Annotated in this window: 12 protein-coding genes and 1 pseudogene; 12 read left to right on the forward strand and 1 reads right to left on the reverse strand. The window is 49.4% G+C overall.

The features are described 5' to 3' along the window. The first annotated feature begins 170 nt into the window (after window positions 1-170). From M3650_RS08025 to M3650_RS08040, 4 genes are all read left to right on the forward strand, one after another. Complete coding sequence (locus tag M3650_RS08025) at window positions 171-1,235, forward strand: nucleoid-associated protein (protein ID WP_019421626.1); 1,065 nt, start codon at window positions 171-173, stop codon at window positions 1,233-1,235. Between the two features lie 55 nt (window positions 1,236-1,290). Next, the gene (locus M3650_RS08030; RefSeq protein ID WP_251573670.1) at window positions 1,291-2,196 is read left to right on the forward strand and encodes an ATP-binding cassette domain-containing protein; all 906 of its coding nucleotides are present in this window, start codon (window positions 1,291-1,293) and stop codon (window positions 2,194-2,196) included. Window positions 2,197-2,303: 107 nt separating this feature from the next. Next, entirely contained in the window at window positions 2,304-2,888 is a 585-nt protein-coding gene (locus tag M3650_RS08035) for a hypothetical protein (protein WP_251573671.1), read from the forward strand. Window positions 2,889-3,028: 140 nt separating this feature from the next. After that, entirely contained in the window at window positions 3,029-3,316 is a 288-nt protein-coding gene (locus tag M3650_RS08040) for an eL33 family ribosomal protein (RefSeq protein WP_251573672.1), read from the forward strand. Between the two features lie 61 nt (window positions 3,317-3,377). Here M3650_RS08040 and M3650_RS08045 read toward each other — a convergent pair whose 3' ends face one another. Next, window positions 3,378-3,830 carry a GNAT family N-acetyltransferase gene (locus M3650_RS08045; protein WP_251573673.1) on the reverse strand — a complete coding sequence of 151 codons (453 nt, stop codon included), beginning with the start codon at window positions 3,828-3,830 and terminating at the stop codon, window positions 3,378-3,380. 75 nt (window positions 3,831-3,905) lie between these two features. Between M3650_RS08045 and M3650_RS08050 the strand changes: the two genes are divergently transcribed. From M3650_RS08050 to M3650_RS08080, 8 genes and pseudogenes are all read left to right on the forward strand, one after another. Beyond that, a complete protein-coding gene (locus M3650_RS08050; RefSeq protein WP_251573674.1) occupies window positions 3,906-4,382 on the forward strand; it encodes a DUF5696 domain-containing protein in 477 nt (158 codons plus the stop codon). Window positions 4,383-4,429: 47 nt separating this feature from the next. Further along, complete coding sequence (locus tag M3650_RS08055; RefSeq protein WP_251573675.1) at window positions 4,430-4,849, forward strand: ABC transporter permease family protein; 420 nt, start codon at window positions 4,430-4,432, stop codon at window positions 4,847-4,849. Continuing rightward, window positions 4,850-4,981, forward strand: coding sequence for a hypothetical protein (locus tag M3650_RS31855; protein WP_285848351.1), 132 nt, complete (start codon window positions 4,850-4,852; stop codon window positions 4,979-4,981). A gap of 1,142 nt (window positions 4,982-6,123) precedes the next feature. Continuing rightward, on the forward strand, window positions 6,124-7,869 hold the full coding sequence (ilvB, locus tag M3650_RS08060; RefSeq protein ID WP_251573676.1) for a biosynthetic-type acetolactate synthase large subunit: 1,746 nt from the start codon (window positions 6,124-6,126) through the stop codon (window positions 7,867-7,869). Next, window positions 7,869-8,363: an acetolactate synthase small subunit gene (gene ilvN / locus M3650_RS08065; protein WP_036704322.1), complete on the forward strand. Its 495-nt coding sequence runs from the start codon at window positions 7,869-7,871 to the stop codon at window positions 8,361-8,363. The genes ilvB and ilvN overlap by 1 nt, the downstream gene beginning before the upstream one ends. 219 nt (window positions 8,364-8,582) lie before the next feature. Further along, window positions 8,583-9,575, forward strand: a complete 993-nt coding sequence (gene ilvC / locus M3650_RS08070; RefSeq protein ID WP_019421636.1) for a ketol-acid reductoisomerase — start codon at window positions 8,583-8,585, stop codon at window positions 9,573-9,575. Between the two features lie 117 nt (window positions 9,576-9,692). After that, window positions 9,693-11,243 (forward strand): 2-isopropylmalate synthase, encoded by a 1,551-nt coding sequence (locus M3650_RS08075; protein ID WP_251573677.1) that lies wholly within the window; start codon window positions 9,693-9,695, stop codon window positions 11,241-11,243. 345 nt (window positions 11,244-11,588) lie between these two features. After that, window positions 11,589-11,818: pseudogene (locus M3650_RS08080) on the forward strand (IS3-like element ISEnfa5 family transposase); the annotation flags it as partial.

Below are 11,818 nucleotides of genomic sequence, written 5' to 3' on the forward strand. Positions count from 1 at the left end.
AAAGGCCGTAATATTATACCTCACGCCCGAAAGTATCCTATTTTTAGCATGCAGTGCCCTGAGCGCATCGTGATATCTATCAAAACAATCAGGTGAATGTTGGCTTTCACATTCTCTCTTTTTTTCGCTACAATAGAAGAACGTGACTTTATGAAAGAGAGAGTGAAAGCATGATAGATTTGTCAAAAGCGGAAATTCACCGGATGATCGTCCATCGAGTGGGAAGTCCATCCCAAGATGAAGGCGTCCGAATTTCGCAAACCTTATACGACGTTCCGAACGAGGATGTACGGGATACGTTGTTGAAATATTTTTTGTCAAGCTTTAAATTCGAGGGAACCTATCGATTCCAGCATGAGTCTGAGCTCGCGATGAACGAAGTGTACACTTATGCGGGGCGCATTTTTCAGAAGGCGGATGCGTTCCATGAGCAATCGGTGCACATCTTGAATCACCTCTATGCCGTGTCCGGCCATCCGCAGATCAAGCCGGGGGAGCTGTATGTCGTTCACCTTAACAATATTTTGTATAACAACTTCAGCATCGATGCGTTAGGCATCTTTAAGTCGGAGAACAAGGACGTGTTCCTGCAGGTGGATGAGCCTGAGATAGAACGTCTCGGCGTGCGGGTGGAAGAAGGCGTTAACGTGCGCAAATTGGACAAAGGCTGTCTCATCCTGAACGTGCAGGCTGATGCCGGCTACTCGGTAGGCGTCGTGGACACCTCTTCCGGGAAGCAAGGCGAGGCGGCACTATTTTGGCTGGAGGATTTCCTGAACGTGAAGCTGCTGGAGGACGAGCATTATTTGACGGACAAGGTTATCGAAATGTGCACCCAATTCTATGACGATGTGATCGCCCCGGCTGCCGAAGAGCGCCCGGAGAAGAAAGAGAAGCTGCAGTTCATCAACAGTACGATCGATTACTTCGCGAAGCACGAGCAATTCGAAGAGGAAGCGTTCACCGAAGAAGTAATCGCGCATCCGGATATCGCTCCTATTTTCAGAACCTATAAGGAAACGTATGAGGAAGCGAACGAGCTCCCTCCGTTGAATGACATTCCGATTTCGCAGGTGGCGCTCAAGCGGGCGAAGCGCACGCACAAGAACAACATTCGCACGGATACGGGCGTGGAGCTGAAGCTCAAGAACGAGAGCTTTCCGTATGTGGAGAAGGGGTATGACGAAGATCGCGGCATGCACTACTATAAAGTATTCTATAACGAAGAAGAATAAATGATAGTGAATGACAGCTAGTGAGACGTGGCATCATACAAATGGAGGATGACAGATGAACAAAATCATCCAGCTCAATCACGTGAGCAAGCGCTACGGTACAACAATTGTTCTCGAGGATATATCCTTCTCGCTGCTGGCGAGACACACGGTCGCCGTGAACGGGGCCAACGGATCGGGGAAGAGCACGTTATTACGCATTATTTCAGGCTTATCCCTTCCTTCCGGCGGAGAAATAAGGAGGGGACCTCACGGGAAGCTGAACATCGGATTCGCTCCCGAACGATTTCCGCGCTTGCGTCAGACTCCCCATGAATATTTATATTCCATGGGGAAGATTCAAGGCATGTCCGATGATGAAGTACTTGCGAGATTGTCACAGTTGCTGACGATGTTCGAATTGGAAGAGGCTGCGCATCGGCGCATCCACACCTTTTCCAAAGGGATGATGCAGAAGGTCAACCTCATGCAGGCGGTGCTCTGCCCACCAGACCTGCTAGTATTGGATGAGCCTCTATCCGGGCTAGATGCTGCTTCGCAGACCGAGCTCGTTCAATTGCTGCAGCAATTGAAGCAGCAAGGGCTGACTATCATTTTGACGTGTCATGAACAACGATTGTTGGACGAGCTTGCCGATCGAGTCATGGTGCTGCAGCATGGAAAGATTGTTGCGGACAAATTGATAGAGCAGCGTGAGACTGGCTGCATTCTAATCGAGTTCAAGCTGCGAAATAGAGAGCAGGTAAGCGAAGTGAAGCGGCTTGCCGGTGTGGTGGAACTAGAAAGCAACAAACATACACATCGCTTACATATCCAATCGGAGCATTCCGATGGTGCGCTGCGCGCCATATTGGAGAGAAATGGGTCGATTATTGCGTTGCATGCTGCCGATAGGGCACAGCCGCTGCGGGATTCGGACGTGGGGCGGGAGAGGGGCCAATCGTCATGTTCAGGCAATTAATCTGTTATTTAACACGTGATTTCAGCAGATCGTATCGATATATTCCTTCTTTGTTTACTTTTTTGATATGCCTATGTCTATTTTATACGTATGCTCCGAATCCGATCATGGGAAGCTATGCGGCAACGTCTATGCTATTGCTTCTAATTTCCTCGTGGCTCGCCTACAGTTTCTTTGCATCACAAGAACGGGTGCAAGAGCAAATTACAATTTTGCGCTTGGGCAGCGCGAAGAAATACTATGTGGGAGTTCTATGCTCGGTTTTTCTATTGACCGCATTGTTAGCTTTATGTTCTATACTCTATCCGATTGTTTTTGATAAATTTGACGAGCCTGCAACTTGGGAGCATGTGACCGTCGGTTTTGTCGCCCATTTAAGTCTAGCAATATTAGGGATAGCGATAGCCGCTTTATTTAATTCTAGATTGGTAATGAAGATGAGTTATGCTATTGGCGGCATTTTGGCGATGCTTGCGATATCATTCTCTCAGGGCAAGCTCGTAGACATCCTTCCTCCCAGCATACAATGGATGACATGGGTGCTGCCACCGGCGTTTCCGACAATGGACATGCTGATGAATTACGAGGAGTATTCTGTGCTCGGTCGAATCGGCGTGTTGGTATTGCCGTTTCCTTATTCAACTGGGCTGCTAGCTATTTGCTGGCAATGGATGAAACGCAAAGATTTATGACGTATGATTGCTTGGTTCCTTGCAATCTAGTTTACATAACAAACTCTAGCACAGATTTTGCTATGGCAAGGCCTTTATACAAGCAGCCTGTCAATCACGCACATACCTTGTATTGTAACCACCATGAAGGAGGGGTTGACATGCGGGGTGTTACTAAAGCACAAGCGAAAAAACTGGTAGGCCAGCGCATCTACGCGGTTCATAAGAGCGGCAAAGTTGTGACGGGAAAGCTGGTTCGCCTTTCCGGCAACCGGCTGGTGCTGGAACAACCGAAAGGCAAGAAGGTTCAGACCAAGGCCATTATACCGTTGGTGTTGTTTGATTTGTTGGCCATCGGCACGAGTCCATTTGGCTTTGGAGGTTTTGGAGGTTCTGGATACGGGGGCTACGGAGGATATGGATCTCCATACGGCTCTTTTTATCGGTAATGAGACAGAGTTAGCCGCAGAGGGCATGAGAGAAGAGAGGAAAGAAGCCTGAGGATCATCCTCAGGCTTCTTTGTATGGAGATAATGTTTTCTCCATCTCATGACAGATAACCTCAGGCACGTATCGGGTTAACCGATAGCCGTTGCGCTCATAGAATCGTTCGGCCTCACGGTTGCCGTAATCGACAAGCATGCGGGACATTCCGCAGCGATGTGTGCGTCCATAATGTTCTGCCCGACTAAGAAGCTGTCGTCCGTATCCTTTGCTTTGCGCTTGACGGGAGACCGCGAGCATATCGATAACGAGAGTCTGGTGTTGTACAAGCAGGTGAACGAAGCCGACCGTCTGATGAACGCGGTTGGTGGCTACATAGGTGATGCCTTTTAACCGCTTAGGAAGCTCTTTATGCACTTGTTCAGGGTCCCATGTTAAGTGCGAACGCGGAAGGAGCTCCGACCGAATAATTAACCAAATGGATTCGTCATCACTTTTGGGACGGCGAAGTCGAATCATGTTCATCCCCCTGAAAATATTCGTTGCTGTTATCATATGGGGGTGTGAACAATCGGTGATTCCGATGAAACACGATTGGAGGAGCCATTGCTGCGGCAGCAATCGATCGCATATGTTCAAGAGGCGCTGGATACCGCGGCGCAGCAGAGGCACGTAATGCTGCAGGGCGGCAACGCCTATACGCTGCCTTATGCGGCACAATTGACGCGTGTTCCGCTGAGCAGCAACCAGTTCAATCTGACGGATGACTCGGTTCCATTCTATGCGATGGTCATCCACGGGCTCTTGCCGTACGCGGGCGAGGCGTTCAACAGCATGGAAGAGCAGGATGTTAACCTGCGTCTGCTGCAAGCGCTCGAAACCGGATCAAATGTCTTTTTCAGCTGGATGGAGTCCAACACGGAGGCGCTGCGGGAGACAGAGTTCGACGGGTTCTACGCCAATCGCTACGAGGAGTGGCTCGATGAAGCGGCGGATGCGTACAAACAGGTGAATGAAATATATCGGAACGGAAAGTCGGGACCGCTTATATCGTGCAACATCAGTGGCTGAAGTCAGCATTATTTCGGCGGAGCAGGTCTCAGGAACGGCGGAAGGCCATGTTTGGCTGGCTCTTCATTTCACCATGGCTAATCGGATTTCTTCTGCTTATGGTGGTGCCGCTCTGGAAGTCGCTCCAATTCAGTTTTGGCAAGCTGAAGGTGACCGAGTCAGGCTATGGCTTTGCGCGTTTGAAGTTCAAGGGGCAGGGCATCATGTTCGAACTCGTCATTTTTACAATTGTCATTCCGCCGCAGACGATTATGATTCCAACGTATTTGCATTTCCGTTTTTTTGACGTATTTGGACTATACGAATGGTTTACGGGGAAAAAAGGAGTAAACTTGCTCGAAAGCTATTGGCCGTTCTTCCTCTCATCTGCGTTTGCGATGGACATGAAGAATGGACTGTATATCTTTATTTTTCGTCAATTTTTTCGCGGACTGCCAAAAGAATTGGAGGAGGCAGCTTATGTGTGAATGCTGGCGCTCTTGCCGAGCTCCGCGCGCTGGGTTACGGAGGAACCGTCTTATGTGTCTCTTTTAATGAATACAGGAACGCTGCTCGTCATGTTGCCTATGTTCGTGCTGTATTTGTTCGCACAGAAGTAATTCGTCGAGAGCGTTGAGCGCACAGGCTTGGTCGGCTAGAAGAGGCGAACTGGGAGCCATGTTCGGTTCGTCGCGGCCATGTGTTCGGTTACCTTTGTAGAAATAGATACGGAACGTATCGTTCGCATCGGTCTAAGCAGATTCCGGCCACTTGCCGCTTGACATTGATATTGAACAGGCGATGGACATCGCACGCGGAGCCCGTAATGAGGTGGAGCTGGAAGAGCAAGTGTGGCAAGCATTCGAACATTATCCGTAAGTGCACACGAACAACAATTCCGCGCTAGTTGCTGCCGCTCTAATCTATTCCAAAGGTGACTTCGAACGTGGGATTACGAAGCTGTATTGGGAGGTTTTGATACGGATTGTAACATGGCGACCGTCGGCTCGATTAGAAGAGTAGAACTCAACAGGAAGGGGATTTACAAAAAATACATGAATGGATTGATTAAATAAATTAACAAAGCAAAGTTAGATGCAACTGCATACAGCGTCTATCCCTTGCTGCGATGGTTCGAATTTTATACAAATGTCCTCTCAGGGTGGAAAGGTGGACAATTTGTCGTGGCACAAAATAATTTGAAATTGCCCTATTGACTCCTGATAGGTGTAGGAATATAATGTTTCTAAACATTTGAAAGAGACTGACACATAATACCAACGGCTATGAAGAGGACGAAGTGTTAAGGGCCCTTATGAACAGAGAGCGATCGGAAGTTAGCTGAAACCGGCGCCTTAATCCCTTAGATGCGAGCTCACCTCGGAGCTGTTCTCCTGAACAGATGGCTTTGATGAATGGATAATTTCATTATGGCCATGTGAGTAGGGGGAAACGTCAGGCGCGCGTTAGGCGTCCAGAGTATGCGTATTTGAAATGTATGTCACGTGACGTACGCGTACTCGCTGAGATTTCATATCGCGAGATGTGGAATGAACACGGGTGGTACCACGGAAGAACAACCTTTCGTCCCTTAAGCAGCGGGCAAGCTGCGGGGATGGAAGGTTTTTTTGTTATAAGTGCGTGTTCAAAGAGGTCACTTTTTGAACAACCGCTTTAAATATGCCTGGCCAGGCAAGACACCTTCATGTTGAACCTAGAGCCCGAATTGGAAACCAACAAGGATGCGTAAGGAGGATGGCTTATGAGCTCACATCGCACGACAATGCGATCGACAGATGAATTAAGACAAAATTGGATGAAGCCTGAAGTAATTACAGGCTCAGAAATGTTGCTTCGCAGCTTGTTGTTGGAAGGTGTGGAGTGCGTGTTCGGCTATCCGGGCGGCGCGGTGCTCTACATCTACGACGCTATGCACGGCCGCGAGGATTTCCATCACGTCCTGACTCGACACGAGCAAGGAGCAATTCATGCAGCGGACGGTTACGCCCGTGCAAGCGGCAAAGTAGGTGTCTGCATCGCAACTTCGGGTCCTGGTGCAACGAACCTGGTTACAGGAATCGCAACGGCATATATGGACTCCGTTCCGCTGGTAGTCATTACAGGGAACGTTGCTACGAATTTCATCGGGACGGATGCGTTCCAAGAAGCGGACATTACAGGCATTACGTTGCCAGTAACGAAGCACAGCTATTTGGTTCGCAATGTTGAAGATTTGCCTCGCGTCATTCATGAGGCGTTCCACATTGCCAATACTGGACGCAAAGGACCCGTTCTTATCGATATTCCGAAGGATGTATCGGCAGCTAAGTCGATGTTTACTCCAGTAACGAGTGTAAACATTCGCGGTTACAATCCGACGGTTCAACCGAATAAATACCAAGTGGATAAGATGCTGAAGGCAATTGAAGAGGCACAAGCCCCGGTCATCTTGGCTGGAGCAGGCGTTATTCACTCGGGAGCACACGAAGAATTGTACGACTTCGCTACGAAGGCGCAAATTCCGGTCACAACGACACTGCTCGGACTTGGCGGTTTCCCTAGCGGTCATGATTTATGGATGGGTATGCCGGGTATGCACGGAACATTTACGGCGAACATGGCAATTCAGCAAGCGGATTTGCTCATCAATATCGGGGCCCGTTTCGACGACCGCGTGACGATGAAGCTTGATGGCTTTGCACCAAAAGCTAAGATTGTGCACATTGATATCGACCCGGCGGAGATTGGGAAAAATGTTCCGACAGACGTTCCAATCGTGGGCGATATTCGCTCGACACTTCAGTTAGCTAATGCGACGGTTAAGCGCTCGGATAAAGCAGATGCATGGCGCGCGCAAATTATGCAGTGGAAAGAAGAGAAGCCACTGACCTTCGTTGATTCCGATGAAGAATTGAAGCCGCAATGGGTCATTCAAATGATTAATGATACGACGCATGGAGATGCTATCGTAACGACAGACGTCGGACAACACCAAATGTGGGCTGCGCAATATTATCGCTTCAACCATCCGCGTTCTTGGATCACTTCAGGCGGACTTGGCACGATGGGCTTCGGATTCCCATCTGCCATTGGGGCGCAGATGGCCTACCCGGATCGCACGGTCGTCTCCATTAATGGGGACGGCGGCATGCAGATGTGTGCGCAAGAGCTAGCAATTTGCGCCATCAATAACATTCCGGTCAAAGTGGCTATCATTAATAACCGCGTGCTTGGTATGGTTCGTCAGTGGCAGGAGCTTATTTATGACAACCGCTACAGCCATATCGATTTGGCTGGCAGTCCGGATTTCGTGAAATTGGCTGAAGCTTACGGTGTTCGCGGCTTTAGAGCGACGACGAAGGAAGAAGCGGAGCAAGCATGGCAGGAGGCGTTGAATACGCCGGGGCCAGCTGTGGTGGAGTTTGTCGTCCGCAAGCATGAGAACGTGTATCCAATGGTTACGCAAGGCTGCACGATTGACCAAATGATACTGGGGGAAAGTGAATGATGAGTACGACGAAGCATACGATAGCCGTCATCGTTAACGATCAACCTGGCGTGTTGCAGCGCGTTTCCGGATTGTTCGGACGCCGTGGATTTAATATCGAGAGCATCACCGTCGGCGCTTCGGAGGAAGAAGGACTTTCCCGCATGGTCATTGTCACGACTGGAGACGACCATCTGTTGGAGCAGATCGAGAAGCAGCTGTACAAGATTATCGATGTCATTAAAGTAGTGAATTTGAGCAAGCAGCCGATGGTTTCCCGCGAGCTGGCGCTCATTAAAGTGAAGGCTGAGGCGCACGAACGTCCAGAAGTTCTAGGAGTCGTCGAGACATTCCGCGCATCGGTTGTCGATATCGGTCCGAACACGCTTATGGTTCAAGTGGTCGGAGATTCGGAGAAGATTGAAGCGATGGTTGAACTCTTGAAGCCGTATGGCATACGAGAAATTAGCCGTACTGGCGTAACGGCCTTGATTCGCGGCCAAGTTAACGGATAATGAGGAACAGAGGCACACTTTAATATGAAGAAACAGGGTAGCGCGCGGCTCGCCTATAGCGGCCGCACCTCCGCCGCTTTGCCCCCGAATGAGGGGGTCTCTCAGGGGACAAGCAGTGAACGGATGAACATTAAACAGGAATTGTCCCTTGAAATACCCGCTTCATTCGGGGATAACAGATTATACTATGATAAGGAAGAAAGAGGAGGACTCATACGTATGGCAGTTACAATGTACTATGAAAAAGACGCAGATTTAAGTGTATTGCAGGGGAAAACAATCGCCGTTATCGGTTACGGAAGCCAAGGCCACGCTCAAGCTCAGAACTTGCGCGACAGCGGTCTTCAAGTTGTAATCGGACTTCGCGAAGGTAAGTCCGCGGATAAAGCGCGCAACGACGGCTTTGAAGTTATGTCAGTTGCGGAAGCGACAAGCCGTGCAGACGTAGTTCAAATCTTGATGCCGGATGAAACGCAAGCTTCGGTATATAAGAACGAGATCGCGCCGAACCTGAAAAAAGGTGCAGCGCTCATGTTCTCCCATGGCTTCAACGTTCACTTCGGTCAAATCGTAGCTCCGAAGGAAAACGATGTATTGCTCGTAGCACCGAAATCTCCAGGGCACTTAGTGCGCCGTACGTATGTGGAAGGCTTCGGGGTTCCGGGTCTAATCGCAATCGAACAAGACGCTACTGGCAATGCGAAGGCAATTGGCCTTGCTTATGCAAAAGGTATCGGCTGTACACGCGCAGGCGTTATTGAAACGTCCTTCAAAGAAGAAACGGAAACAGACCTGTTCGGCGAACAAGCGGTATTGTGCGGCGGCGTAAGCGCATTGATCAAAGCCGGTTTCGAAACGCTTGTAGAAGCAGGATACGCTCCAGAAATGGCTTACTTCGAGTGCTTGCACGAAATGAAGCTCATCGTGGACCTGATCTACGAAGGAGGCCTCGCAACGATGCGCGATTCCATCAGCAACACAGCGGAATACGGTGACTATGTAACGGGTCCTCGCATCGTAACGGAAGAAACGAAGAAAGCGATGAAAGAAGTATTATCTGATATTCAACAAGGAAAATTCGCACGCGACTTCATTTTGGAGAACCAAGCAAACGGTGCTTATATGACGGCAACTCGCCGCAACGAAGCGAACCATGAAATCGAAGTGGTAGGCGGTCAATTACGCGAAATGATGCATTGGATTAAGAAGTAAGCATACTGTAATGTAAGGCGATAACGCACAGCGTCCGCCCGTCGACAGGCGGGGGACGCTGTTGATTTATGGAGAGCTGCAGGGCAGCGCTCCGATAGGACTGAAGGAGGTGCAACGATGCGTAAAATTTATATTTTTGACACGACGCTCAGGGATGGAGAGCAATCCCCTGGCGTCAACTTGAATACGAAAGAAAAGCTTGAAATTGCACATCAGTTGGAGCGCTTGGGCGTCGACCGCATCGAAGCGGGATTTCCTGCCGCATCTCCGGGTGACTTGGCGGCTGTAAATGCGGTGGCGAAAGCGGTGAAGAACTCGACGATTGTTGGTCTTTCCCGAGCGCGTATACCGGATATCGATGCAGCTTATGAAGCCTTGAAGGATGCGCAGGATCCTTGCCTGCATCTATTCCTTGCCTCGTCTCCAATTCACCGGAAGTATAAGCTGCGTATGGAGAAAGAGCAAGTGCTGGAGACAGCTGATGCAGCCATCCGCTATGCGAAAAAGTATTTCAGCAAGATCGAATTTTCCCCAGAAGATGCGGGACGCACTGAGTTGGATTTTCTGTGCCAGGTCACAGAAATGGCGATTCGCGCCGGGGCTACCGTCGTCAACATTCCAGATACGGTCGGGTATTTGACACCGTATGAATACGGCAATATCTTTAAGACGCTCAAGGAGAACGTTTCTGGTATTGAAAAGATTCAGCTTAGTGCTCATTGCCACGATGATCTTGGCATGGCAACGGCCAATGCGCTTGCGGCCGTACTAAATGGCGCCGATCAAATTGAAGGCACGATTAACGGCATTGGCGAACGAGCAGGCAACACGGCGCTTGAAGAGGTGGCGATGGCTCTTGAGACGCGTGCGGATTTCTATCAAGCAAAGACGTCATTCGTGTTGTCCGAAATTGCAAGAACGAGCCGCCTTGTCAGCAAGTTGACTGGGATGGCGGTTCCCGGAAACAAAGCGATTGTCGGGGCCAATGCCTTCGCGCATGAGTCTGGCATTCATCAGGATGGCATGCTGAAGGAAAAATCGACGTATGAGATTATTTCCCCAGAGACGATTGGTTTGAAAGAGAGCAAGCTGGTGCTCGGCAAGCATTCTGGACGCCACGCGTTCCGTGAGAAGCTTATCGACTTGGGATATAATTTGGATAAAGATCAAGTGAATCATGCTTTTTCCAAGTTCAAGGAACTGGCCGACAAGAAGAAGGAAGTGTCGGATGAAGATATCCGCGCGATGATTGAAGAAAAGCTCGTCGATACGCCTGAAGCGTACACACTGGAAACGATTTATGTCGCTTATGGCAATAAGTCGACCCCTTCTGCGAAGGTGCGCATCGTGATGCTGGACGGCGGCGTGCTGGAAGAAGAATCCGAAGGGAACGGATCCGTCGATGCCATCTATATGGCAATCGATAAAGCGACGAAAGAGGAAGTGGAGCTGTCCGATTACTCCATTAAATCGGTTACGCACGGTAAAGATGCGCTTGGGGAAGTGCATGTCGTGCTTGCCCAAAATGATATCGCAGTTACGGGCAGAGGGGTCAGCACCGACATTCTCGAGGCGAGCGCCCGCGCTTACGTCGACGCGCTCAATCGCCTAATCGAGAAGCGGAAGATAGGCGCCGGCAACCGTCGTGACAAGATCGGGCTGATTTAAAGCTTTGATCGGATGCGATACATGAACGCAATGGAATACAATCAAGTGCAGCCACAGGCTGTCCCACAACTGATATGCTCCCCTTACGGTAGACAGGTGAAATAATAAAACCTGTGTATGGGGAGCTTTTTATGCCTAATAAAAAATATGATGCGTCAGAGAAACTCTCATTATCCTTGATGAAATCGCAAGTGGCGAAATTGGTGTTAAGGCTGCAGCCAAGAAATACGGTATCAGCAAACGACTTTGGCGAAATGGCGTCGTTGTTACAAGGTGTATGGTTATGAGGGGTTAGAAAAACGAAACCATAATCGAAGTTATAGTGCTGAGCTTAAGCTCCAAGCGGTGAAGGATTACATAGAGGGAGGATTGTCCCAATATCAGATCATCGATAAATACAAGATTGCAAGTAGAACGCAGCTTTTCAACTGGATTAAGGAGTATAATCGTCATAGCAGCTTAAAAGCTTATTCAGGAGGAGCGAAAGCGATGACGAAGGGGCGTTCGACGACTTGGCAGGAACGGATCGATATTGTGCAATACTGTCTTGCTCATCAGCATGACTACCATAAGAC

Origin of the sequence: Paenibacillus sp. MER TA 81-3 (genome assembly GCF_023713585.1) — a bacterium.
Taxonomy (GTDB): Bacteria; Bacillota; Bacilli; order Paenibacillales; family Paenibacillaceae; genus Paenibacillus_B; species Paenibacillus_B profundus.

Coding starts and splice junctions, on each gene's coding strand:
- M3650_RS08025 (WP_019421626.1), top strand. CDS start 171: ATGATAGATTTGTCAAAAGCGGAAATTCACCGGATGATCGTCCATCGA.
- M3650_RS08030 (WP_251573670.1), top strand. CDS start 1,291: ATGAACAAAATCATCCAGCTCAATCACGTGAGCAAGCGCTACGGTACA.
- M3650_RS08035 (WP_251573671.1), top strand. CDS start 2,304: ATGGGAAGCTATGCGGCAACGTCTATGCTATTGCTTCTAATTTCCTCG.
- M3650_RS08040 (WP_251573672.1), top strand. CDS start 3,029: ATGCGGGGTGTTACTAAAGCACAAGCGAAAAAACTGGTAGGCCAGCGC.
- M3650_RS08045 (WP_251573673.1), bottom strand. CDS start 3,830: ATGATTCGACTTCGCCGTCCCAAAAGTGATGACGAATCCATTTGGTTA.
- M3650_RS08055 (WP_251573675.1), top strand. CDS start 4,430: ATGTTTGGCTGGCTCTTCATTTCACCATGGCTAATCGGATTTCTTCTG.
- M3650_RS31855 (WP_285848351.1), top strand. CDS start 4,850: ATGCTGGCGCTCTTGCCGAGCTCCGCGCGCTGGGTTACGGAGGAACCG.
- ilvB (WP_251573676.1), top strand. CDS start 6,124: ATGAGCTCACATCGCACGACAATGCGATCGACAGATGAATTAAGACAA.
- ilvN (WP_036704322.1), top strand. CDS start 7,869: ATGAGTACGACGAAGCATACGATAGCCGTCATCGTTAACGATCAACCT.
- ilvC (WP_019421636.1), top strand. CDS start 8,583: ATGGCAGTTACAATGTACTATGAAAAAGACGCAGATTTAAGTGTATTG.
- M3650_RS08075 (WP_251573677.1), top strand. CDS start 9,693: ATGCGTAAAATTTATATTTTTGACACGACGCTCAGGGATGGAGAGCAA.